The sequence below is a fragment of the Streptomyces sp. ADI95-16 genome (assembly GCF_003721495.1).
Taxonomy (GTDB): domain Bacteria; phylum Actinomycetota; class Actinomycetes; order Streptomycetales; family Streptomycetaceae; genus Streptomyces; species Streptomyces goshikiensis.
Window position 1 is genome coordinate 7,015,755 of sequence record NZ_CP033581.1, and the last position, 23,117, is coordinate 7,038,871.

At 72.9% G+C, this 23,117-nt stretch carries 21 protein-coding genes and 3 pseudogenes; 11 read left to right on the forward strand and 13 right to left on the reverse strand.

Annotation, left to right across the window (positions count from 1 at the left end; genetic code table 11):
- Nucleotides 1-213: 213 nt before the first annotated feature.
- Complete coding sequence (locus EES41_RS31105) at nt 214-1,281, reverse strand: FAD-dependent monooxygenase (protein ID WP_123082801.1); 1,068 nt, start codon at nt 1,279-1,281, stop codon at nt 214-216.
- 111 nt (nt 1,282-1,392) lie between these two features.
- Here EES41_RS31105 and EES41_RS31110 point away from each other — a divergent pair, with 111 nt between their 5' ends.
- Nucleotides 1,393-2,037: a TetR/AcrR family transcriptional regulator gene (locus EES41_RS31110; protein ID WP_123082802.1), complete on the forward strand. Its 645-nt coding sequence runs from the start codon at nt 1,393-1,395 to the stop codon at nt 2,035-2,037.
- Nucleotides 2,038-2,088: 51 nt separating this feature from the next.
- Here EES41_RS31110 and EES41_RS43220 read toward each other — a convergent pair.
- The 3 genes and pseudogenes from EES41_RS43220 to EES41_RS31120 form a co-directional block, all read right to left on the reverse strand.
- Nucleotides 2,089-2,212: pseudogene (locus tag EES41_RS43220) on the reverse strand (IS110 family transposase); the annotation flags it as partial.
- 132 nt (nt 2,213-2,344) lie between these two features.
- Nucleotides 2,345-2,808 (reverse strand): annotated as a pseudogene (locus EES41_RS43225) (transposase); the annotation flags it as partial.
- A 399-nt stretch (nt 2,809-3,207) separates the two neighbouring features.
- Entirely contained in the window at nt 3,208-3,441 is a 234-nt protein-coding gene (locus EES41_RS31120) for a hypothetical protein (RefSeq protein ID WP_123081294.1), read from the reverse strand.
- 71 nt (nt 3,442-3,512) lie between these two features.
- Between EES41_RS31120 and EES41_RS31125 the strand changes: the two genes are divergently transcribed.
- Entirely contained in the window at nt 3,513-4,136 is a 624-nt protein-coding gene (locus EES41_RS31125; RefSeq protein ID WP_123081295.1) for a TetR/AcrR family transcriptional regulator, read from the forward strand.
- Between the two features lie 76 nt (nt 4,137-4,212).
- Here EES41_RS31125 and EES41_RS31130 read toward each other — a convergent pair whose 3' ends face one another.
- Nucleotides 4,213-5,091 carry a LysR family transcriptional regulator gene (locus EES41_RS31130; RefSeq protein ID WP_123081296.1) on the reverse strand — a complete coding sequence of 293 codons (879 nt, stop codon included), beginning with the start codon at nt 5,089-5,091 and terminating at the stop codon, nt 4,213-4,215.
- 96 nt (nt 5,092-5,187) lie between these two features.
- Here EES41_RS31130 and EES41_RS31135 point away from each other — a divergent pair, with 96 nt between their 5' ends.
- From EES41_RS31135 to EES41_RS43230, 4 genes are all read left to right on the forward strand, one after another.
- On the forward strand, nt 5,188-5,892 hold the full coding sequence (locus EES41_RS31135; RefSeq protein WP_123081297.1) for a succinate dehydrogenase cytochrome b subunit: 705 nt from the start codon (nt 5,188-5,190) through the stop codon (nt 5,890-5,892).
- 2 nt (nt 5,893-5,894) lie between these two features.
- Nucleotides 5,895-7,844 (forward strand): fumarate reductase/succinate dehydrogenase flavoprotein subunit, encoded by a 1,950-nt coding sequence (locus tag EES41_RS31140; RefSeq protein WP_123081298.1) that lies wholly within the window; start codon nt 5,895-5,897, stop codon nt 7,842-7,844.
- A complete protein-coding gene (locus EES41_RS31145; RefSeq protein WP_123081299.1) occupies nt 7,841-8,581 on the forward strand; it encodes a succinate dehydrogenase/fumarate reductase iron-sulfur subunit in 741 nt (246 codons plus the stop codon). Before EES41_RS31140 ends, EES41_RS31145 begins: the two co-directional genes overlap by 4 nt.
- 201 nt (nt 8,582-8,782) lie before the next feature.
- Nucleotides 8,783-9,439 (forward strand): hypothetical protein, encoded by a 657-nt coding sequence (locus tag EES41_RS43230; protein ID WP_254211622.1) that lies wholly within the window; start codon nt 8,783-8,785, stop codon nt 9,437-9,439.
- A gap of 28 nt (nt 9,440-9,467) precedes the next feature.
- Here EES41_RS43230 and EES41_RS31155 read toward each other — a convergent pair whose 3' ends face one another.
- Together EES41_RS31155 and EES41_RS31160 are read right to left on the reverse strand one after the other, a co-directional pair.
- Nucleotides 9,468-11,840, reverse strand: a complete 2,373-nt coding sequence (locus EES41_RS31155; RefSeq protein WP_123081300.1) for an excinuclease ABC subunit UvrA — start codon at nt 11,838-11,840, stop codon at nt 9,468-9,470.
- 10 nt (nt 11,841-11,850) lie between these two features.
- Nucleotides 11,851-12,906, reverse strand: coding sequence for an LLM class flavin-dependent oxidoreductase (locus EES41_RS31160; RefSeq protein WP_123081301.1), 1,056 nt, complete (start codon nt 12,904-12,906; stop codon nt 11,851-11,853).
- Between the two features lie 78 nt (nt 12,907-12,984).
- Between EES41_RS31160 and EES41_RS31165 the strand changes: the two genes are divergently transcribed.
- Entirely contained in the window at nt 12,985-13,479 is a 495-nt protein-coding gene (locus EES41_RS31165) for an HAD family acid phosphatase (RefSeq protein WP_123081302.1), read from the forward strand.
- 69 nt (nt 13,480-13,548) lie between these two features.
- On the opposite strand, the gene EES41_RS31170 is transcribed toward EES41_RS31165, so the two are convergent.
- Nucleotides 13,549-13,764: a dodecin gene (locus tag EES41_RS31170; RefSeq protein WP_037792278.1), complete on the reverse strand. Its 216-nt coding sequence runs from the start codon at nt 13,762-13,764 to the stop codon at nt 13,549-13,551.
- Nucleotides 13,765-13,931: 167 nt separating this feature from the next.
- Here EES41_RS31170 and EES41_RS31175 point away from each other — a divergent pair, with 167 nt between their 5' ends.
- The 3 genes and pseudogenes from EES41_RS31175 to EES41_RS44260 form a co-directional block, all read left to right on the forward strand.
- Entirely contained in the window at nt 13,932-15,188 is a 1,257-nt protein-coding gene (locus EES41_RS31175; RefSeq protein ID WP_123082804.1) for an extracellular solute-binding protein, read from the forward strand.
- Nucleotides 15,189-15,313: 125 nt separating this feature from the next.
- Nucleotides 15,314-16,156: a GNAT family N-acetyltransferase gene (locus EES41_RS31180; protein WP_123081303.1), complete on the forward strand. Its 843-nt coding sequence runs from the start codon at nt 15,314-15,316 to the stop codon at nt 16,154-16,156.
- Nucleotides 16,153-16,683: pseudogene (locus tag EES41_RS44260) on the forward strand (lysophospholipid acyltransferase family protein); the annotation flags it as partial. The gene EES41_RS31180 and the pseudogene EES41_RS44260, both read left to right, overlap by 4 nt.
- Before the next feature lie 266 nt (nt 16,684-16,949).
- Here EES41_RS44260 and egtD read toward each other — a convergent pair.
- The 4 genes from egtD to egtA are packed head-to-tail and all read right to left on the reverse strand — an operon-like array spanning nt 16,950 to nt 21,472.
- The gene (egtD, locus tag EES41_RS31190; protein WP_123081304.1) at nt 16,950-17,984 is read right to left on the reverse strand and encodes an L-histidine N(alpha)-methyltransferase; all 1,035 of its coding nucleotides are present in this window, start codon (nt 17,982-17,984) and stop codon (nt 16,950-16,952) included.
- The gene (gene egtC / locus EES41_RS31195) at nt 17,977-18,771 is read right to left on the reverse strand and encodes an ergothioneine biosynthesis protein EgtC (RefSeq protein WP_123081305.1); all 795 of its coding nucleotides are present in this window, start codon (nt 18,769-18,771) and stop codon (nt 17,977-17,979) included. Before egtC ends, egtD begins: the two co-directional genes overlap by 8 nt.
- Nucleotides 18,771-20,081 carry an ergothioneine biosynthesis protein EgtB gene (gene egtB, locus EES41_RS31200; RefSeq protein ID WP_123081306.1) on the reverse strand — a complete coding sequence of 437 codons (1,311 nt, stop codon included), beginning with the start codon at nt 20,079-20,081 and terminating at the stop codon, nt 18,771-18,773. The genes egtC and egtB overlap by 1 nt, the downstream gene beginning before the upstream one ends.
- Complete coding sequence (gene egtA, locus EES41_RS31205; RefSeq protein ID WP_254211624.1) at nt 20,078-21,472, reverse strand: ergothioneine biosynthesis glutamate--cysteine ligase EgtA; 1,395 nt, start codon at nt 21,470-21,472, stop codon at nt 20,078-20,080. Before egtA ends, egtB begins: the two co-directional genes overlap by 4 nt.
- 118 nt (nt 21,473-21,590) lie before the next feature.
- Here egtA and EES41_RS31210 point away from each other — a divergent pair, with 118 nt between their 5' ends.
- Nucleotides 21,591-22,493 carry a TIGR02452 family protein gene (locus EES41_RS31210; protein WP_123081307.1) on the forward strand — a complete coding sequence of 301 codons (903 nt, stop codon included), beginning with the start codon at nt 21,591-21,593 and terminating at the stop codon, nt 22,491-22,493.
- On the opposite strand, the gene EES41_RS31215 is transcribed toward EES41_RS31210, so the two are convergent.
- Complete coding sequence (locus EES41_RS31215; RefSeq protein ID WP_123081308.1) at nt 22,478-22,942, reverse strand: type II toxin-antitoxin system PemK/MazF family toxin; 465 nt, start codon at nt 22,940-22,942, stop codon at nt 22,478-22,480. The two genes, EES41_RS31210 and EES41_RS31215, sit on opposite strands and share 16 nt — an antisense overlap.
- Nucleotides 22,943-23,117 lie beyond the last annotated feature (175 nt).

Below are 23,117 nucleotides of genomic sequence, written 5' to 3' on the forward strand. Positions count from 1 at the left end.
CGGCCGGGGTCGGCTCCGGGCTGGGGTCGGACGGGTCGGAGTCGGCCCGGGTTAGAGATGGACTGGGTCGGAGTCGGCCCGGGTCGGAGTCGGCCCGGGGCAGAGACGGACCGGGGCAGAGACGGACCGGGGCAGAGACGGACTGGGTCAGAGATGGACTGGGTCAGGTGTGGGCCTGGCCAGATGTCGGCCTGGTCAGGGGTGGCCCTCGGGTCAGTCCAGGCCCGCCTCCGTGCCTCGGCCGGGTTCGCGGACGGCCGCAAGGACTCGTTCGTAGCGCCGCGCCGTGTCGGCCAGGAGTTCGGCGGCGACCGGGAGGCGCTCCGCCTGGTACGCGTCGAGCGCTTCCTCCCCGGCCGGGCCGGTGAGGGCGGCCGCCAGCGACCGGCCGAGGGCGGCCGCGTCCTGGATGCCGGTGTTCATGCCCAGCCCGCCGGCGATGGGGTGGACGTGTGCCGCGTCGCCCGCGAGGAAGGCCCGGCCCTCGCGTATCCGGGTGGCCATGCGGACGTTGACCCGCCAGGAGGAGAGCCAGGTGGGGTCCGCGAGCCGGATCTCCGGCATCCGGGCGTGCCGGTCGAAGAGCCGCTGGAAGCTCTCCAGCGACGGCGGTAGCGACGCGCCCCGCTCGTCCGCCTCGGGCGCGGCCTGCAACTGGAAGGTGTCCGTCCCCGGCATCGGGCAGAGGAGTATCCCCGTCCCGTCCGAAGAGAACCACTGGTGCCAGAACTCGCGGCTGAGCCCCGGCGCCTTCACGTCACCCAGCACCATCGCGGGCTCCTCCTCCCCGGTCCCCTCGAAGGGGATCCCGAGGAGCCGGCGGGTGGTGCTGCGCCCGCCGTCGCACCCCGCGAGATAGCCGGCCGCGATCACGGCGCCGCCCTCCAGCTCCACGCGCACCCCGGCCGGGTCCTGGGCGATCCCGGCGATTGCGCTCCCGTACTCCACGCGCACGCCGTACTCGGCCAGGCGGTCGCGCAGCACCTCCTCGATCTGCCACTGCCCCACGAGCACGCCGCCGTCGGTGACGGTGTCGTTGATGTGCCGCCCGTCGAAGTACTTGCGCAGCACCACGCGTGCGCTGCCCCGGGCCGCCACGGCATCGGCCACGCCGAACTCCTCGAACACTTCGAGACTGCCCGGGCGGAGCCCCTTGGCGCGCGACTCTCGATGCGGAGCGGAGCGCTGTTCGACGATCCGTACGGCGATACCGCGGCGGGCCAGGTCACAAGCGAGCGTCAGGCCGGTGGGGCCGGAGCCCGCGATCAGTACATCGGTCATCGGAAGTCCTCCGCGTCTGTCTGTCGATGGCTCAAGGAAAGCGGCTTTCGGGGAAAAATGCAACCCGGTTAAAAAATTTACCTGGTTACGATCCCGTGTTAGGGTGTGTGCATGGAGAACACGACGGGTCTGCGCGAGAGCAAGAAGCTCCGTACGCGCCAGCAGTTGGCGGGCACGGCGCTGGAGCTCTTCCTGGAGCGGGGGTTCGATGCCGTGTCGGTGGCGGATGTCGCCGCCGCGGCCGAGGTCTCCAAGCCCACGCTGTTCAGGTACTTCCCGAGCAAGGAAGACCTGGTGCTCGACCGCTTCGCCGATCATCAGGACGAAGCGGCGCGCATCGTGCGCGACCGGGCCGCCGGTCAGACGCCGGTGGGCGCGGTGCATGCGCACTTCCTCGCCGCGCTCGCCGAGCGCGATCCGATCACGGGGCTCTGCGACCACCCGAACGTCGTCGCCTTCGAGGGGCTGATCTACTCCACCGCGAGCTTGGAGACCCGGCTCGCCCACTACACCGCCCGCGAGGTCGAACTGCTCGCCGGCGTACTCGAAGCGGAGTCGGTCGACCCGCTGGCTGCCCGGCTCGCGGCCACGCATGTGGTGGCGGTGCGCCATGAATTGGGGCGGGAGAACTGGCGGCGGATCGACTCCGGCCTGACCGCCGACGAAGCCCACCCGGCCGCCGTCGCCGACGCCGACCGAGCCTTCGCCATGCTCGCCTCCGGCTTGGATCGGGCGCTGTCCATACGCCCGTCCTGACTGCCTTGGCCGCCGGGGTTCGCGGTCCGGGGGCCGGGGCCTGGGGCCTGGGGCGAACGGGGTGCTGATGCGTTGGCTTGCGAGTCGGAGCAGGGCCTGTGTGGGTCTTTCTGTGGGTTCCTTGCCGGTTGAAGTAGGTGCGGGCAGCGGCGGCGGTGTTCATGCAGGCGAAGGCGAAGGGGGCTGATCCTCTGCGGTTCCAGTGCCCGCCACTGGTCGTGGACTGCGGTGAGCGAGGCGGCCGGCTTCCGAAGAGCGGCTGGGGATCTGCATCGCTTGAGGAGGTGGCGGCCCGATGGCCTAGTCACGGGCCCAGAGCAGTATCAGGTTGCTGGTGCGGGTCGCCTCGGCTGCGAGGTTCTGGTCGAAGCCGGTCGGCACCGTGGAGTCGGCGGGAGCTCGGCGGTCGGCTTCAGCGAGCGCGTCCGGGCCGCGTCTGCGATCGCCGCTGCGTCCTTCGCGTTCGTTTTTGCCTCGCCCGGATACGGAGCGGCGGTCCGTCGTATCGAGAGCCAGGGCGGCCGGGTAACCTCGCAGCTCGCGTTACCGGTCACGGTCAGGGGAAGGGCGTCGATCGAGGCGGGCTGGGCCACGATCATCAGCGCGGTGCCGAACCTGGCTTCGAGGTTGTCGAAGACGACCCGTCGCTTGAGTGCGCTGTTGGGCATCGGCTTGTCGAAGACCTTCTTTCCGGCCGGGGGCGTGGTCGTAGTGAGCCGTCTTACCGACGTCCATCCCGAGAGAGGCGTCCACGCCTTCGATGTCGGACAGCGCACCTCTTGCGAGAAGTTGACCTTGCCCGCTGCCCGCAGGCTGCTCGGCGTTGCGCCGGACCGGGCGGTGGCCGGGTCTCTCACCTCCCGGGCCGGCCCGGTGGCATCACCCCCCAGGCCATCCGCTCGATGGAGGGGGCGCGGTCATGCCGGGTCTGGAGGCCAGCGGCTCCATTGCAGGACCGCGAGTAGCGCAATGGGGGGAGTCGCGGGGTGGTTTCGGGTGGAGGGAAAAGGCGTCAGTCCTCGGGATTCCTTGTGTGTCCGGCCTTCCGCCAGATCACTCTCATTCCGAGAGCCAGGACGGCCAGCGCCACGATCACGATGGAGACCTCGATCGCGCGGTGCAGCAGTAGATGTCCGATGAGGTCCGACGACATTGCGGTGGGACCGGTCATCATCGCCCGCCCCGGTCCCGCGAGCGGGGCGTCGCGGGCTTTCGTCCTTCGAGTCGGCGGGCGGCTGCGCGCAGGCCGGCCTTCACGGCGGGATCCGTGTAGCGGCGGACCTCGTCGAGCTTGCCTCGGCGCTTGAGCACCAGGGCGACGGTGAAGAGCAGCAGCGCGGCTACCACCAAGCAGCCCGCCAACACGGCGAACCGGATGAGCATGATGTTGAGGAGTGTCTCCACGAGAGGACCGCCTTCCGTTTTATCACGACTGTGATACATCCTTTCTAGCACACCCGTGATAGAACGGCTCCATGCCCAAGTACGTGGACCCGGACGCCCGCCGTCAGCTGGTCGTCGACGCGCTGTTCCGGGTCGTCGTCCGCGAAGGCCTCCACCGCACCTCGCTGCGAGCCGTGGCTGACGAGGCGCAGCTCAACATCGGATCCCTGCGCCACTACTTCGCCAGCCAGCAGGATCTGATGCGGTTCGCGATGCAGTCGATAGTCGACCGGGTGGGCGGCCGACTGCTCGAACGCGTCGAGCAGATCGGCGACTTGGGCAGCCGCCCCGGCCCCGAGCGGCTACGGATCGCGGTCGATCTCCTGGCGGAGCTCCTTCCGCTCGACGAGCGACGCAGCGCCGAAGTCGCCGTCTTCCTGGACTTCAGCGCCGCCGCCCGCACCGACCCCGCCTTTGGTGACCTCGCGCGGAAGGTCGCCGAAGGCACGAGGTGGCTGTTGCGCCGCATCCTCACCCGGCTCGACACGGCCGGCAGTCTGCGCCCCGGCCTCGACCTCGACATCGAGGCCGAGCGGCTGGCAGCGCTCGTCGACGGACTGGGCCTCAGCGGCGTCCTGCACCCCGACATGCTGCCCCCGCAGACGTCTCTGGACGTGCTGCGCACCCACCTGGAGGGCCTGGCACTGCCCTCGTGAAGCAGCCGCGCCGTCCGCTCCGGGCTCCCGGCCCGGCTGCGGACCGCAGGCGGGCAGGGAGCCTGGTGCGGGGGTGTCAGCCGGTCAGGATGCGTTGGAGTTCGCGGGCCGCGCGCGGGGGAGCGACATCCGTGCGGTGGGCCAGGGCGATGGTGCGGCGCAGCGGGGAGCCGGCCAGCGGGGTGGTGCGCAGGCCCGGGCCGGCGTGGTCGACCACCATCGCCGGGACCACCGCGATGCCCAGGCCCGCGCGGACGAAGCCGAGTACGGCGTCCATCTCGCCGCCCTCCACCGTGAACACCGGCTCGAAACCCGCCGCCCGGCAGGCGGTCACCGTCAGGTCCCGCAGGTCGTAGCCGTGCCGGAACATCACCATCGGCTCCTCGCGCAACGCGGAGATCGTGAGGGGGCCGCCGCCCGCCGGCGGTGGCAGCTCCGCCGAGGACACCACGACCAGGTCCTCCGTCAGCAGCTCCACGGTGGTCAGCGCCGGCGCCGACGGCGGCAGCGGCAGCGCGATCAGTGCCAGGTCCAGCGCCCCGCGCGCCAGCTCCCGTACCAGGTCGAGCGACCCGCTCTCCTCGATCAGCAGCTCGATCCCCGGGTGCGCGGTGTGGAAGGCGCGTAGCACGCCCGGCAGCAGGCCCGTGCACACGCTCGGGGTGGCTCCCAGCCGCACCCGCCCGCGCCGCAGCTGCGCCAGCTCCTGCACCTCCAGGCGCGCCGTGTCCGCGTCCGCCAGGATCCGCCGCGCCAGCGGCAGCAGCGCCTCGCCCGCGTCGGTGAGCGCGATGTTGCCCCGCGCCCGGCTGAACAGCTCAGCCCCCAGTTCCCGTTCGAGCGCCTTGATCTGCTGGGACAGCGACGGCTGGGCCACATGCACCCGCTGCGCGGCGCGCGTGAAGTGCTGGGTCTCGGCGACGGCCACGAAGTACAGGAGCTGCTGGAACTGCATCGTCCCAGCGTAGCGCCCTGCATAGGGATGCCCTATCGATATCAGCTCCATCATGTCTTGGACCTTTCGGGGTCCTGGTCCCTAGCGTGTTGTGCCATGGCTCTGGCAACGCGGACGGGCCGACGGCCGTCCACCACGCGCACGCTCTGGGACTCCACCGTCGGCAAGAAGTCCGTGATGGCGGTATCCGGCGCGATCATGCTCGGCTACCTCGTCGCCCACATGTTCGGCAACCTCAAGATCTTCTTCGGTCCGGGCGACTTCAACGGCTACGCCCACTGGCTGCGCGGCATGGGAGCCCCGCTCCTGCACCACGAGTGGGCCCTGTGGATGGTCCGGGTCGTCCTGATCGCCGCGGTCATCGCACACGGCGTTTCCGCCTACCAGCTCAGCCGCCGTGACATCAAGGCGCGCCCCGTCAAGTACGCCCACAAGCGGCGCCGCGCCAGCTACGCCACCCGCACCATGCGCTGGGGCGGCATCATCCTGGCCCTGTTCATCGTCTGGCACCTGCTCGACCTGACCACGCTCACCGTCAACGAGCGCGCCTGGGCCGGCCACCCCTACCAGAACGTCCTCGCCACCTTCTCCACCTGGTACGGCAACACGATCTACATCGTGGCGATGGTCGCGGTCGGCCTGCACGTCCGGCACGGCTTCTGGAGCGCCGCCCAGACCCTCGGCGCGGGCAACGCCCGCCGCGACCGCACCCTGAAGTTCCTGGCCAACGCCCTGGCCCTCGTCCTGTTCGCGGGCTTCGTGTCCGTCCCCGTCGCCGTCATGACCGGAGTGGTGAGCTGACCATGAGCGAGTACGCCAACTACACCACCGGCGAGCCGATCTCCGACACCAAGGCGCCCGAAGGCCCCATCGCCGAGCGCTGGGACCGCCGCCGCTTCGAGGCCAAGCTCGTCAACCCGGCCAACCGCCGCAAGCACACCGTGATCGTCGTCGGTACCGGCCTGGCCGGCGGGGCGGCCGGCGCCACCCTCGCCGAGCAGGGCTACCACGTCGTCCAGTTCTGCTACTCCGACTCCCCGCGCCGCGCCCACTCCATCGCCGCCCAGGGCGGCATCAACGCCGCGAAGAACTACCGCAACGACGGCGACTCGGTGCACCGCCTCTTCTACGACACCGTCAAGGGCGGCGACTTCCGCGCCCGCGAGTCCAACGTGCACCGCCTCGCCCAGATCTCCGTGGAGATCATCGACCAGTGCGTGGCCCAGGGCGTCCCCTTCGCCCGCGAGTACGGCGGCCTCCTCGACACCCGCTCCTTCGGCGGCGTCCAGGTCTCCCGCACCTTCTACGCCCGCGGCCAGACGGGCCAGCAGCTGCTGCTCGGCGCCTACCAGGCACTGTCCCGGCAGATCGCCGCCGGCAACGTGGAGATGCACGCCCGCACCGAGATGCTCGACCTGATCACGGTCGACGGGGTGGCCCGCGGCATCGTCGCCCGCGACCTGATCACCGGCAGCATCGAAACCCACTACGCCGACGCCGTCGTCCTGGCGAGCGGCGGCTACGGGAACGTCTTCTACCTCTCCACCAACGCCATGAACTCCAACGCGACCGCCATCTGGCGGGCGCACCGGCGCGGCGCCCACTTCGCCAACCCCTGCTTCACCCAGATCCACCCCACCTGCATCCCGCGCACCGGCGACCACCAGTCCAAGCTCACCCTGATGAGCGAGTCCCTGCGCAACGACGGCCGCATCTGGGTCCCCAAGGCCAAGGGCGACACCCGCCCCGCTGCCGAGATCCCCGAGGCGGAGCGGGACTACTACCTGGAGCGGATCTACCCCTCCTTCGGCAACCTCGTCCCCCGCGACATCGCCTCCCGCGCCGCCAAGAACGTCTGCGACGAGGGCCGCGGCGTCGGCCCCGGCGGCCAGGGCGTGTACCTCGACTTCGCCGACGCCATCCGCCGCATGGGCCGCGATCAGGTCGCCGAGAAGTACGGCAACCTCTTCGAGATGTACGAGCGGATCACCGCCGAGAACCCGTACGAGGTCCCCATGCGGATCTACCCCGCCGTGCACTACACGATGGGCGGCCTGTGGGTGGACTACGACCTCCAGACCACCGTCCCCGGCCTGTTCGCGATCGGCGAGGCAAACTTCTCCGACCACGGCGCCAACCGCCTCGGCGCCTCCGCGCTGATGCAGGGCCTCGGCGACGGCTACTTCGTCCTGCCGTCCACCATCAACGACTACCTGGCCCGCCATCCGCACCAGGATTCCGTCGACGACGTCCACCCCGAAGCCGCCGCGGCGATCCGCGAGACCCGCGACTGCCTGGCGAAACTCCTCGCCGTCGACGGCGACCGCACGCCAGACTCCTTCCACCGCGAGATCGGCGAACTCATGTGGGAGTACTGCGGAATGGCCCGCACCGACGCAGGCCTGCGCAAGGCCCTCGCCCGGATCCCCGAGATCCGCGAGGAGTTCTGGCGCCGCATCAAGGTCCCCGGCAGCGGAGCGGAGTTCAACCAGTCGCTGGAGAAGGCCAACCGCATCGTCGACTACCTGGAACTCGCCGAGCTGATGTGCCTCGACGCCCTCCACCGCGCCGAATCCTGCGGCGGCCACTTCCGCGAGGAGTCCCAGACCCCGGACGGCGAAGCCGCCCGCCGCGACGAGGAGTTCGGCTACGCGGCCGCCTGGGAGTACCAGGGCACCGGCGCCGCCCCCGTCCTGCACAAGGAAGACCTCGTCTTCGAGTACGTCCACCCCACCCAGCGGAGCTACGCATGAAGCTCACCCTGCGCGTCTGGCGCCAGCACAACGCCGACGCCCCCGGCGCCATGGCCTCCTACGAGGTCGAAGGCATCTCCCAGGACATGTCCTTCCTGGAAATGCTGGACACGCTCAACGAGGACCTCATCCTGCGCGGCGAGGACCCGGTCGCCTTCGACCACGACTGCCGCGAGGGCATCTGCGGCGCGTGCAGCCTCGTCATCAACGGCGACGCCCACGGCCCCGAGCGCACCACCACCTGCCAGCTGCACATGCGGTCCTTCGCCGACGGCGACACCATCGACGTCGAACCGTGGCGCGCCTCGGCCTTCCCCGTCGTCAAGGACCTCGTGGTGGACCGCAGCGCCTTCGACCGGATCATCCAGGCCGGCGGCTACATCACCGCGCCGACCGGCGCCGCGCCCGAGGCGCACGCCACGCCCGTGCCCAAGCCGGCCGCCGACCACGCCTTCGAGCACGCCGAGTGCATCGGCTGCGGTGCCTGCGTGGCGGCCTGCCCCAACGGCTCGGCGATGCTCTTCACCTCCGCCAAGATCAACCACCTCAACGTGCTGCCGCAGGGCTCGCCCGAGCGCGAGTCCCGGGTCCTCGACATGGTGGCCACGATGGACGGCGAGGGCTTCGGCGGCTGCACCCTGACCGGCGAATGCGCCACGGCCTGCCCCAAGGGCATCCCGCTGCCCTCGATCGCCGCGATGAACAAGGAGTGGCTGCGCGCGCTCCGCAAGGGCTGACCCGCCACCGGGAACCATCCCGGCTCCCCGACCCCGTACGAGCGCCCGCCGGCCGTCCGTGACACCGGCGACACCGGCGGCTTCGGTACCCCCCGTCCCGTGGGCCGATCGGCTGACCCGATCCGCCGACCGGGCGCTCGTACGGCCCGATCCCCGCGCCGCGCCCCGGCGGGGTCCGGGCCATCGGCGACAGTGGGCCCCATGCCACACGCCCCCGCCGGGACCGGACCGCGCCGCCGCACCCTGCTGGCGGCCGCCGCCCTCGCCCCGCTGGCAGCGGCCGGCTGCACGGCGCAGGACGGCCCCGGCACCCGGGCCCACGGCCCGCAGGCCCCGCCCAAAGACGCCCTGATCATGGTCATCCGGCACGCGGAGCACCCGTACGCCGGGGCCACCGGCGAGGACCCCGAGGGCAACGAGGACCCCGGGTTCCTGGCCGGGCGCGGCTGGCGCCGGGCCGCCGAACTGCCCCGCCTCTTCCCGCCCGGCCGCCGGAGCTCGCTGCCCCGGCCCGCCGCCATCTTCGCGGCCGGCGGGAAGGCGCGCGCGGCCCCCGCCCACTCCCGCCAGACCGTGGAAGCACTGGCCAAGGCCCTGGGCACCCCGGTCCGCTCCCAGTTCGCGATCGGCGCCGAAGCGGCCCTGGCCCACAGCGCCCTGGCCGCGCCGACCCCCGTACTCGTCTGCTGGGAGCGCGCCGGCATCCCCCGCCTGGTCCGGGCCCTCGGCGCCCACCAGGTGCGCGGCGTCCCCGCCGCCTGGCCCGACCGGCACGACCTCGTCTGGACGTTCACCCGCACCCGGGGCGTGTGGAGCTTCCGCGAACTCCCGCAGCACCTGCTCCCCGGCGACGCCTGAGCCCCGACCCCGGGGGACCGGGGGACCGTCAGACCCCGAGGGCCCGCGCGAGGTAGCCCGCCGTCCGGCTGCCCGGCGTACGCGCCACCTCGGACGGCGTGCCCGACGCGACCACGCGGCCGCCCTCCGCGCCACCGCCCGGACCCAGGTCGATGACCCAGTCCGCGCCCGCCACCACATCCATGTCGTGCTCCACGACCACCACCGAGTGCCCGGCCTCCACCAGCCCGTGCAACTGCCGCAGCAGCACCCGCACATCGGCCGGATGCAGCCCCGTCGTCGGCTCGTCCAGCAGGTACAGGGTGTGATCGCGGCGCAGCCGCTGCAACTCCGTCGCCAGCTTGATGCGTTGCGCCTCGCCACCCGACAGCTCCGTCGCCGGCTGCCCCAGCCGCAGGTAGCCCAGCCCGATGTCCTCCAGCGCGCGCAGGCTGCGCGCCGCCGCCGGTACCTCCGCGAAGAACACGGCCGCCGCCTCCACCGTCAGCGACAGCACCTCCGCGATGGTCAGCCCCTCGTACCGCACCTGGAGGGTCTCCGCGTTGTACCGCGCCCCGCCGCACTCCGGGCACGGCGCGTACGTGCTCGGCAGGAACAGCAGCTCCACCGAGACGAAACCCTCGCCCTGGCAGGTCTCGCAGCGCCCGCCCGGCACGTTGAAGGAGAACCGGCCCGCCTTCCAGCCGCGCGCCCGCGCCTCGTCGGAGGCCGTGAAGAGCCTGCGCACCACGTCGAACAGCCCCGTGTACGTCGCCAGGTTGGACCGCGGCGTCCGGCCGATCGGCTTCTGGTCCACCTCCACCAGGCGCCGTACGGGGAACCCGGGCTCCGCCAGTCGCCCGGTCACCTCACCGGCGAGGGCCTGACCCACCAGCGTGGACTTCCCGGAACCCGACACCCCGGTCACCGCGGTGAACACCCCGAGCGGGAACTCGGCCGTCACCCCGCGCAGGTTGTGCCGGTCGACCCCGCTGAGCCGGACCGCACCCCGCGCCTCCCGGACCGGGCGCGGGCGCGGGCGCTCCGGCGACGCGAACAGGTGCCGGGCCGTCGCCGACTCCGCCACGTCCGCCAGCCCCGCCGGCGGCCCGCTGTGCAGCACCCGCCCCCCGTGCTCCCCGGCCAGCGGCCCGACGTCCACCAGCCAGTCCGCGTGCCGCACCACCTCCAAGTGGTGCTCCACCACGAACACCGTGTTCCCCGCCGCCTTCAGCCGGTCCAGTACGGTCAGCAGCGCCTCGGTGTCGGCCGGGTGCAGCCCCGCCGACGGCTCGTCCAGCACGTACACCACCCCGAACAGGCCCGACTTCAGCTGTGTCGCCAGCCGCAGCCGCTGCAACTCGCCCGCCGACAGCGAGGGTGCGGTCCGGTCCAGGCTCAGATAGCCGAGCCCGAGCTCCGTGACGGGCGCGATCCGCGCCCGCAGGTCCTCGGCGAGCACCCGGGCCGCCTCACCGCCCGGCGGCGCGGAAGCCAGTACGCCGTCCAGCTCGGTCAGCGCCGCCGCCGCCAGCTCCGCGATCGTACGGCCCGCGAACGTCACGGCCAGGGCCTCGGGCCGCAGCCGCCGCCCCTCGCACGCCGGACACGGGGAGTCGGTGAGGAACTTCTCCGCGCGGGCCCGCAGCGACGCGCTCTTGCTGTCGGCGAAGGTCCGCATCACATAGCGGTGGGCGCTCATGTAGGTGCCCTGGTACGGCCGCTGGATCCGCTCGGCCTCCCGCACCGGGTGCACCGTGACCACCGGCTGTTCCTCGGTGAACAGGATCCACTCGCGGTCCCGCGCGGGCAGCTCCCGCCAGGGCGCGTCCACGTCGTGGCCGAGCGCCTCCAGGATGTCCCGCAGGTTCTTGCCCTGCCAAGCCCCCGGCCAGGCCGCGATGGCTCCCTGACGGATCGACAGGTCCGGATCGGGTACGAGGAGTTGCTCGTCGGTGCGGTGGATCCGCCCGATGCCGTGACAGGAAGGGCAGGCGCCTGCGGCGGTGTTGGGGGAGAAGGCGTCGGAGTCCAGGCGCTCCGCCCCCGGCGGGTACGTCCCGGCCCGCGAGTACAGCATGCGCAGGGAGTTCGACAGCAGGGTCACCGTCCCCACCGAGGACCGCGAGCCGGGCGTCGAACGGCGCTGCTCCAGCGACACGGCGGGCGGCAGCCCGGTGACGGAGTCGACCTTCGGGGCGCCGATCTGGTGGATCAGCCGGCGGGCGTAGGGGGCGACGGACTCGAAGTAGCGGCGCTGGGCCTCGGCGTAGAGCGTACCGAAGGCCAGCGAGCTCTTCCCGGAGCCGGAGACCCCGGTGAACACGGTCAGCGCGTCGCGCGGGATGTCCACGTCGACGCCGCGCAGATTGTGCTCCCGGGCGCCCCGGACGCGGACGTAGGGATCGGTGGACTGGTGCATTCGCCCTAGTTTAGGGCGCCGGCCTCGGCGCCGCCGCGAGCGGCCCGGCGGGCGGCGTCGCGGGCGCCGTCGTGCGCGCGAGCCCGGCCAGGCGGGCCAGCCGGCCGAAGGAGTCCAGCAGGGCCGTCCGGTCGTACGTCGAGGTGGTGACCAGCAGCTCGTCCGCCCCCGTCGCCGCCCGGACCCGCTCCAGCTCGGCCGCGACCTGCTCCTCGGTACCGAAGACGTGCCCGGCGAGCGCGCCCTCGTACAGCTCCCGCTCCTTCGCCGTCATGGCCAGCGCCTCCACCTCCTCGGCGGGGCGCAGCGGCGGGAAACTGCCCCGGGTCCGGGAGTACGCGAGCGCCCACGCCTCCGGGACCAGGATCCGGCGGGCCTCCTCCGCCGTGGCGGCCACCGCGACCGTCCCGGAGACCACCACGTACGGCTCCGCGCCCCGGGCCGAGGGCCGGAACGCCGCGCGGTACCCCTCGATGATCTCCATGACCCTGGCACGGGCCCGCAGGTCACCCACCACCAGCGGCAGCCCGGCCCGCGCGGCGATCCCCGCGCCCTCGCCGGTCGCCAGCACGTACGCCGGGATCCGCAGCCCCTCCGCGGGGCGGGCGTGCACCTCGGGATGCGCCCGCTGGGTGCCGTCGATCCAGCCGAGCAGTTCGGCGAGCTGCTCCTCGAAGGCGTCGGCGTCGGCGGTGTCGCGGCCGAGCGCGCGCCGGATGCCGCCCGTGAAGCCCACGGACCGGCCGAGCCCCATGTCGATCCGCCCGGGGAAGAGGGCCTCCAGGACCCCGAACTGCTCGGCGACGACCAGCGGCTGATGGTTGGGCAGCATCACCCCGCCCGTGCCGACCCGGATCCGGCCGGTCGCGCCGGCGACGGCGGCGGCCAGCACGGTGGGGGCGGAACCGGCGACCCCGGGGACGCTGTGGTGCTCCGAGACCCAGAAGCGGCGGTACCCGAGCCGGTCCGCGGCGCGGGCCAGTTCGACGGTGTCGCGCAGCGCCCCGGCGGCCGGGTGCCCTTCGCGGGTGCGGGAGCGGTCGAGGACCGAGATTTCGCGGAACACACCCTCCTCAACGCCCCGGGGCGGCGGGCATTCCCGGGCAGCCGGACCGGGCCCGTTCCCCGTGCTTAGGCTGGCCGCATGAGCGAGATCAACGAGGGACGGCCGCTGGCCGTGTTCGACATCGACAACACCCTGGCCGACACCGACCACCGCCAGCACTTCCTGGAGGGCCGGCCCCGCGACTGGGACGGGTTCTTCGGCGCGGCCCCGGCCGATCCGCCGCTCGCGCGCGGTGTGGAGCTGGCGGTGGAGAGCGCGGCGGACTGCGAGGTCGTGTACCTGACCGGCCGTCCGGAGCGGTGCCGGGCCGACACCGAGGAGTGGCTCGCCCGGCACGGGCTGCCCGAGGGGCGGCTGTGGATGCGCGGCAATCAGGACCGGCGCCCGGCGCGCACGACGAAGCTGGAGGTGCTGAAGCGGATCTCGCGGGGGCGCCAGGTGCGGATGCTGGTGGATGACGACGAGCTGGTCTGCCAGGCGGCGCGGGCGGCGGGCTTCCGCGTGGTGCTCGCGAACTGGGCGGCGGACGCGCCCGAGCTCAAGTCCGCCCAGGAGGGCGAGGGCCGCACCTGAGCTGCGTACGCCCCGCGCCCCGCTCTCGCGCCCGGCGGGCTCCGCCTCGAAGGCGGGGGCCAGTGGGGGTCAGTCCTCGCCTTCGAGGCGGAAGCCCACCTTGAGGCCGACCTGGTAGTGCGCGATCTCGCCGTTCTCGATGTGCCCGCGCATCTGAGTGACCTCGAACCAGTCCAGGTTGCGCAGGGTCTGGCCCGCCCGCGCGAGCCCGTTGCGGATGGCCTGGTCGATGCCCTCGTCGGAAGTGCCGACGATCTCGGTCACCCGGTACGTGTGGTTGGACATGGGGCCTCCCGACCGTGGTCTCTGTTGCCTTGTTCCACGGTGCCCCAGTACGTCCGAGTCCGCGAACTATGGGTGGACGATGCCGGCCGGAAGCCCCTTGACCCGCCCATTGGTCTATGCCAATTTCAAGCCATCTCATCCGTCCCCGGAAGGTGACCTACGTGAAGATGCGCTTCCTTGCCGTGTGCACCGCCCTCGCGGCCGCCACCGCCCTCACCGGCTGCGGCCGGCTCGACGATCCGGCCGGGGGCTCCAGGAAGGTGACGCTCTGGCTGATGAAGGGGAGCGCCTCGGAGGACTTCGTCACCCGGTTCACCGCCGACTTCGAGCACCGCCACCCCGGCGTCGATCTGGAGGTCAGGACCCAGGAGTGGACCGGCATCGGCGAAAAGGTCAACGCCGTCCTCGACGGCACGAGCGGGGAAGGCGCCGACGTCATCGAGGTCGGCAACACCCAGGTGGCCCAGTACGTCGAGGCCGGCGGCCTCTCCGAGCTCACCCTGGAGGGCCTGCGCGAGTGGGGCGGCAAGGACTGGCTCAAGGGGCTCTCCGACCCGGGGAGCGTGGGCGGAGCCCAGTACGGCGTCCCGTGGTACGCCGCCAACCGCGTGGTGATCTACAACAAGGACCTCTTCGCGGACGCCGGGCTGAAGAACCCGCCCAAGAACCGCCAGGAGTGGCTCCAGGTCACCCAGAAGCTGGACAAGGGCGACCACCAGGGCATCTACCTCCCCGGCCAGAACTGGTACGTCCTCGCCGGGTTCATCTGGGACGAGGGCGGCGAACTCGCCGTCGAGAGCGCCGGCCAGTGGGTCGGCGCCCTGGACGACGAGAAGGCGCTCGCCGGAATGCGGTTCTACAAGCAGCTCCAGGCCCTCGGCGACGGCCCCAAGGACGCCGACGAGGAGACGCCCCCGCAAGCGGACGTCTTCGCACGCGGCCGGATCGCGCAGATCATCGCCCCGCCCGGGCAGGCCGCCCAGATCGAGGCCGCCAACCCCGCCCTCAAGGGCAAGCTCGGCTTCTTCCCGATCCCCGGCAAGACCTCCGACAAGCCCGGCGCCGTCTTCACCGGCGGCTCCGACCTGATCATCCCGGAGAAGACGCGGAACCGGCGCGAGGCCGTGGACGTGATCACCGCCCTGGTCAGCGAGGAATGGCAGACCGAACTCGCCCGCACCATGAGCTACGTCCCGAACAAGACCACCCTCGCGCACGTGGTCGAGGGCAACGAGGGCGCCGCCGCCATGGCCCCCGGCGCCGCCCAGGGCCGGGCCACCCCGAACTCCGCCCGCTGGGCCGAGGTCGAGGGCAAGAACCCCATCAAGCCGTACATGACGGCCGTGCTCACCGGCCAGGACCCCCGCCCGGCGGCCCGGACGGCCTCGGACACGATCAGCAAGGTGCTCAGCTCCGACCGGTGAGTTCAGCGTCCGCACATCCAACTGCCGCTGCGAGGTCATGTCGAATCCAGCCGGTCACGGAAGAAGTAAAGAGCCAGGCCGCACACCTGTCGGCCCGGCCATCCGTGTCCGGATCAGGAGCCGCCATGACCATCGCCCCCCTGTCCCCGTCCCGCACCACGCTCCCCACCCCGTCCCGCACCACGCCCCCCACCGCGGCCCCGGTCGCGGCCCCCGCCACCGCGCAGGGCGTCCCCACCGCCCCCCGCTACGCGGTCCGCCTCGCCCGCGACGAGGCCGAGGTCCGCGCCGCCCAGCGGCTGCGCCACACCGTCTTCGCCGGAGAGCTCGGCGCCCGCCTCGACGGCCCCGAGCCGGGCCTCGACTCCGACGCCTTCGACGCGTACTGCGACCACCTCCTCGTCGTCGAAGAAGAGACCGAGCAGGTCGTCGGCACCTACCGGCTGCTGCCCCCCGAGCGCGCCGCCGTGGCCGGCCGCCTCTACTCCGAGGGCGAATTCGACCTCTCCGCCCTCGCCCCCATCCGCCCCGACCTCGTCGAGGTCGGCCGCTCCTGCGTGCACCCCGACCACCGGGGCGGCGCCGTCATCGCCCTCGTCTGGGCCGGCCTCGCCCGCTACATGGACCGCTCCGGCCACAACTGGCTGGCCGGCTGCTGCTCCATCCCGCTCGCCGACGGCGGTGTGCTGGCCGCCGCCGCCCGCGCGAACGTCCTCACCCGCAACCTCGCCCCCGAGGAGTACCGCGTCACCCCGCACAACCCCTGGAACGCCGAGGGCATCACCTTCCCCGACCGGGTCGAGCTGCCCGCGCTGCTCCGCGGCTACCTGCGCCTGGGCGCCTGGGTCTGCGGCGAGCCCGCCCTCGACGTCGACTTCGGCTGCGCCGACCTGTATGTCCTGCTCTCGCTGCGCCGCACCAACCCGCGCTACCTCAAGCACTTCCTCTCGCTCACCCCGGGCGCATGAGCGTCTGGCTGCCCACCTCGCCCTGTACCCCCGCGGCCTGCGCCGGCCACGAGGGGCCGGTCGCGAGCGTCCCGCACGCGGTCCTGCGGCTCACCGTCGCCGTCGCCGTGGTCCTGCTCGGGATCCTGGGCGCCCAGCCGGTCCGGCTGCTGCCCGAGCGGCCCCGGCGGGCGCTCGTCCGGGCCTGGGCGACCGCTCTCGTACGGGCCTTCGGCATCCGGCTCACCGTCCACGGAAGCCCCGGCCCCGACGGCGGCCGCCTGATCGTCGCCAACCACATCTCGTGGCTCGACATCGCGCTCGTCGCCGCCGTCACACCCAGCCGGATGCTCGCCAAGAGCGACATCCGGACCTGGCCCGTCCTCGGTCCGCTCTCCCGCCAGAACGGCACCCTGTTCATCGAACGCGACCGGATCCGGGCCCTCCCCGACACCGTCGCAGCCGTCACCCGGGCCCTCCTCGACGGCGACCGGGTCACCGTCTTCCCCGAGGGCTCCACCTGGTGCGGACGCGCCCAGGGCCCCTTCCGGCGCGCCGCGTTCCAGGCCGCGCTGGACGCGCGGGTCCCCGTCCAGCCCGTGCGGATCACGTACCTGCTGGACGGGCGGACCCCCGCCGGGGAGCACCCGGCAGGGGCGCACCCGGCCGGGGCGCCCGCCTTCGTCGGGGACGACCCGCTGACCGCCTCGCTGTGGCGGATCGTCCGGGCCCGCGGGGTGCGGGCCGAGGTCCGGCTGCTGCCGCGGATCCCGCCGGGCCGGTACGCGCACCGTCGGGACCTCGCGGCCGCCGCTCAGGGGGCGATCGTCCCCGGACCGGCGCCGGCGCCGCCCTCACTGCCGGGGATCCCCTCCCAGCCCGGACCGCCGTCCGCCACGGACAGGGACAGCGCGAAACGGCCCTCGGAATCCGTCCACCACCGGCTCAACTCCAGTCCTGCCGCCAGGAGTTCCTTCCGGACACCCTCCTGACGGAACTTCGCGGACACCTCCGTCAGGATCTCCTCACCCGCCGCGAACGGCACCACCAGATCCAGCGACCTGATCTTCACCAGAGCCTCGGACCGGGCCCGCAGCCGCATCTCGATCCACTCCTCCTCCCGATTCCACACCGCCACGTGCGCGAAGTCGGCGGTGTGGAAGTCCGCGCCCAACTCCCGGTCGATGACGGTCAGCACGTTCTTGTTGAACTCGGCCGTCACCCCCTGCGCGTCGTCGTACGCCGCCACCAGCACGCCCTCGTCCTTCACCAGGTCCGTACCCAGCAGCAGCGCGTCCCCGGGCGACAGCATCGCCCGTACCGACGCCAGGAACCGGGCCCGCTCCGCGGGCAGCAGGTTCCCGATCGTCCCCCCGAGGAAGACCACCAGCCGGGGCCCGGGGGAGTCCGGCAGCTGCAACGCCCTGGTGAAGTCGGCCAGCAGCGCGTGCACCCGCAGCCCCGGATGCTCCGCCAGCAGGACCTCCGCCGCCCCCCGCAGCGCGCTCTCGCTCACGTCCACCGGGATGTACGTGTCCAGCGCGGGCATCGCCTCGATCAGGTGCCGGGTCTTCTCCGAGGACCCGGAACCCAGCTCCACCAGCGTCCGGGCCCCGCTCGCCGAGGCGATCTCCCCGGCCCGCGCGAGGAGGATCTCCCGCTCCGCGCGCGTCGGGTAGTACTCGGGCAACCGGGTGATCTCCTCGAACAGTTCACTGCCCCGCGCGTCGTAGAACCACTTGGGCGGCAGCGCCTTGCGGGCCTGGGTCAGCCCGCGCAGCACGTCCTCCCGCAGCGCGGCGTCCGCGGTGTGCTCGTCGAGGGTTCGGGTCAGCTGGAAGTCACTCACCGGGCTTCGTCTCCTTGTGCGGGGACTCCCCGAGGGGAGGCGCCTTGAGCGGGGTCAGGTCGACCCGTGTACGGGTGGCGGTCAGCAGGGTCCGGTCGGGCACTTCACGCCACCGGGTGTCGTCGTCGTACGGCTCGGACGCCACCACCGTGCGCTGCGCGGGTACGTCCGTCAGGTACCAGAGCGAATCCCCCCAGGCCGTCGCGGCGATCTCGGATCCGTCGGTCAGCAGCAGGTTCAGCCGCGAGCCCGGCGAGGCACCGGCCACCGCCCGCACCGGCCCCGCGAGCGACTCCCCGAGGCCGCGGCCCTCCCGCAGACCCCGCAGCACCAGCGCCCAGATCAGCGCCGAGTCGGTGCGCGCCGCCAGCGAGAGCAGCTCCTGCGGCGGCAGCCCGGCCGTCAGCGGCGCCACCGCGTCCGGCCAGTCCCGCACCGCGCCGTTGTGGCTGAACAGCCAGGGCCCCGACGCGAACGGCGCCGCCGCGGCCTCCCCGTCGGCCCCCGGATCGGTGGCGTCGCGTACGGCGGCCAGCGCGGCCTCGCTGCGCACCACGCGGGCGAGGTCGGCGAAGGTCATGTCGCCCCAGATCGGCCCGGCCCGCCGGTAGCGGGCGGGCACCGGATCGCCCTCCGCGTACCAGCCGACGCCGAACCCGTCGGCGTTGACGGTGCCGTACCGCTGCCGGCGCGGCTCCCAGGACTGCCGCACCAGCGAGTGCTCCGGGTCGGTCAGCAGCCGGCCCAGGGGTATCTCCGGTCCCACGTAAGCGAGGTGACGGCACATCAGGCATCCCTCGCGGTCCGGAACCCGGAGAAGATCTGGCGGCGCACCGGCAGGTCCCAGTTGCGGAACGTGCCCCGGCAGGCCACCTCGTCCACGGCGAAGGAACCGCCGCGCAGCACCTTGTGACCGGGGCCGAAGAACACCTCCGAGTACTCGCGGTACGGGAAGGCGCGGAACCCCGGATACGGCAGGAAGTCCGAGGAGGTCCACTCCCACACGTCCCCGATCAGCTGCCGCACCCCGAGCGGAGAGGCCCCGGCGGGGTAACTGCCCGCGCGGGCCGGGCGCAGATGGCGCTGGCCCAGATTGGCGTGCGCGGGCGTCGGGTCGGCGTCACCCCACGGATAGCGCGTCGAGCGGCCGGAGGCCGGGTCGAACCGGGCCGCCTTCTCCCACTCCTCCTCCGAGGGCAGCCGCCGCCCCGCCCAGCGGGCGTACGCGTCCGCCTCGTACCAGCTCACGTGCAGCACCGGCTCGTCGCCGGGCACCGGCTCGGTCACCCCGAACCGGCGCCGCAGCCACTGCCCGGCCTCCCGGTGCCAGAACAGCGGAGCCTCGATGTCGTGCGCGCGGATCTGGTCCCAGCCCTCGGCCGCCCACCAGCGGCGCTCGCCGTAGCCGCCGTCCGCGATGAACGCCTCGTACGCGGCGTTGGTGACCGGCACCGTGTCGATCCAGAACGCCGCGGTCTCCCGGGTGTGCGCGGGCCGCTCGTTGTCCAGCGACCACGGCTCGGCCGACGTCCCCATCGTGAACGGGCCTCCGGGCACCAGGACTTCGGCGGCGGCGGGCGGCGGACCCAGCGGCGGATCCGGATCCGGCGCGGACAGCACCGGCGCGCCCCGCCTCAGCTGGTGGGTGATCAGCATCGTTTCGTCGTGCTGCTGTTCATGCTGGGCGATCATCCCGAAGGCGAAACCGTCGTCGAGCAGACCCGAACCCTCCAGCGGGGTGCGCTCCAGCAGGTCGAAGACCCGGCCGCGGACCTCCGCCGCGTACCGCCGGGCCTCCCGCGGCCCCAGCAGCGGCAGCTTCGGCCGCTCCGAGCGGGGATGCTCGAACGCGTCGTACAGCGAGTTGATGTCCGGGCGCAGGAACTCCTGGCCGGCCACGTTGCGCAGCAGCCACAGCTCCTCCTGGTTGCCGATGTGCGCCAGGTCCCAGACCAGCGGCGACATCAGGGGGGAATGCTGCGCGGTCAGGTCCGGCTCGCTCACCGGGTCGGTGAGCGCGGCCGTACGGGCCCGGGCGGCGGTCAGCGCCGCGAGCGCCCGCTCGCGCAGTGCCTCGGGACGGGATGCGGTGGTCACGGGCGGGTCCCCTTCCCGGAGAGCTGCTGGCGAGGGTGCGCGTGGTCATCGGCCGGGGACCGGCCCGCGAGCACATGGCGTTCGGTGAACTCGGCGACCGTGTCGCGGACCAGGTCCGAGGCCCCGAGCCGGGGCAACGCCTCGGCCGCCGCCAGGAAACAGGCCGTCGCGGCCGAGCGCAGCTCCGGATCCGCGAGCCCCGCCCGGGCGGCGGACCTCCACAGCGGATTGCGCGGAGCGGGACGCGGACCGTAGGAGTCCGCCAGCGCCTTGGACACCCGGTACGCCGTCTCGGCGGCCTCCGGATCATCGAACAGGGCATGGACCACGGCCACGGGGACCAGCCAGCCGTCGTCCCCGGGCTGCGCGTCGATCATGCGCAGTTCCAGGTGCCCGCGCGGCCGGACCGGCGGGAACAGCGTGGTCAGGTGGTACTCCAGATCCCCGGCCGTGGCCGGCCGAGGCCCTCCGGTACGGATCCAGTCGCGGAACGTCAGCCCGTTCGGGACCGTCCACGGCGTGTCTTCGGGCGCGCCTTCCGGGGCCCGCACGCACATCACCCGGGTGTCGAGCGCGTGCCGCGTCCACGCCGCGCGCGGCTCGGTGTCGAGCGGCGGCGCGAGGGAGCGCCCGGTGTCGAGGTCCTCCCAGACGCCCTGGCGCGCACACCGCCAGCCCGCGTACGGGCCTTCGGCGGCGGGGGAGTTGGCGAACGCGGCCACCAGCACCGCGCCCAGCAGGTGCGCGAGCCGCCACCGCCGGCCGTGACCGAGCGGCCCCGGCTCCTCGTGGCCCGCGTCCACGCAGACCTGGACGGAGGCGGAGGCGCACATCATCGCGCGCCCGGCCGGCCCGGCCCGGTCGAGGTACCGCTCCATCGCCTCGTAGCGCGGGTCGGTCAGCAGCCGCCGGTAGGGGCGGCGCGGATCCTGGCCGAGGCCCCGCAGGACGAGGCCCTGGGCGCGCAGGGTCTCCCGGACGGCGGTCAGGTCGGCCTGGAGGCCGTCCACGCAGGCGGAGAGGGAGTCGGCGGGAGCCGAACTCAACTCCAGCTGGCCGCCGGGTTCGACGGTGAGCCGGGAGTGCAACGGCAGGGCGGCGGCCGCCTCGTGCGCGGCGGTGAGCCGCTCGGGGGCCAGCGGCAGCCCGGGCCGCTCGGCGTCCAGCACCAGCCATTCGAGCTCGGCCCCGAGGACCCGGGGCGGGCCCGTCTTGAAACAGATGCCGTGGATCAGCTCTTCGGCTTCGGTTTCGCTGATCGGCTCGGGTGGGGCGGGGGAGGGGGGCGGGGCGAGCGAGGCGGGTAGGGCGAGTGTGCTGGGTGGGTTGGGTGTGCTGGGTGGGTTGGGTGAGCTGGATGAGGTGTGAGAGGTGGGTGCGTCAGGGGGCATGACCGGATCCTCATCTCCTGTCGTGGACCGGGGCCAACACCCGCTCCTACCCGTCAGGGTGACAAACACTCCATAAACCCGTTGTCACCAGCAGTTGTGGTGGCCAAGGATGGCCGACGTGAGCAGCAGATTGCGCGAGATCGCGCGGGAGAACGCGGAGATTGTGGCGGCCGGCGCGTACCGGACGCGGTCGGGGCGGCAGATCTCCCTCGCCGCCGCCGTGGCGGAAGCCAAGGCAGGAACCAGGATATATGGGCCCAAGCCAGTCGTTCCAGACGACAAGCTCACCGCGAGGACCGACCGGACCGCGGTGGAGGTCACCGGGGAGAGCAGCACGGTCGCAGCCCGTAGGCTCGCCACCGCGGATCCGGAGTCGCCCGAGGCGACCTCCACCGCCGTCCTGAACTTCGCCTCGGCCCGGAATCCCGGGGGCGGCTACGTCCGCGGGGCCAAGGCGCAGGAAGAGGCGCTCTGCCGCGCCTCGGCCCTGTACGAGACGCTGCTGCTGGCCCCCGAGTACTACGAGGTGCACCGCGCGGGCCGCAGCACCTTCTACACCGACCGGGTGATTCACTCGCCCGGAGTGCCCGTCTTCCGCGACGACAGGGGCGAGCTGCTGGAGACCCCTTTCCGCGTCGGATTCCTGACCTCGCCCGCGCCGAACGCGGGCACCATCCGCCGCCAGGAACCCGAGCGGACGCACGAGATCCCCGCCGCCCTCGCCCGGCGCGCGGAGCGCGTCCTGGAGGTCGCCGCGCTGCACGGGTACCGGCGGCTGGTCCTCGGCGCCTGGGGGTGCGGGGTCTTCCAGAACGACCCGACACAGGTGGCGCAGGCCTTCCGGAGCCTGCTGACGGGGCGCTTCGCGGGAGTCTTCGAGCGGGTGGTGTTCGCCGTCCTGGACCGCGCCCCGGGGCCGCGGCAGGCGTTCGAGCGGGCGTTCGGGGTGGCGGAGGCGCCGGCGCCCGGGGCGGCGGGGCAGGACGGCGTCCGGCCGGGCGGCGGTTACTCCCAGCCGTAGCGCTCGCGCAGCCGGTTCACCACCAGCTGGAAGCGCCCCCGGTCCAGCGCGCACGCCTCGCGCCGCATGCCGGACTCGTGCACCCGCAGCACCCGGTCCACGTCGACCCAGGACTCCCGCCCGGCGCTGTCCCACGGCCCGGTCCCGATCGGCACCCACTCCCGGTCGTGATCGTGCCGCTTGCTGGACAGCTGTACGGCCAGCAGCGTCCGCCCGCCCGCCTCCCGGGCCACCACCAGCACCGGCCGGTCCTTGCCGCGGCCGTCGTTCTCCTCGTACGGCACCCAGGTCCAGACGATCTCGCCGGGATCGGGATCCCCGTCGGGATCGGGGGCGTACGAGGTCCGCACGGGCCCGATGGCACGCGGATCGGCCTCGGTGGTCGCGGAGTACCCGCCGCGCCCGGGCTGCTCGATGTCGTCGGAACCGTGGTGAGAGAGTGCCGTCATCCGGGTGAGGTTAGTAGCTCGCACGGCCCCGCAGGAGGAGGGGGTGCCGGTCGGGCGGGATGGAACAGTGCTGGGGGCTTCCCGCCAGTCTCACTGTCCTTCCGGTTCGGTCCGACCTGTCAAGGGCGCTCCTCCTCGTTCCTCGTCGTCGCGTCGCTTCGCGATGGCCTTCGGC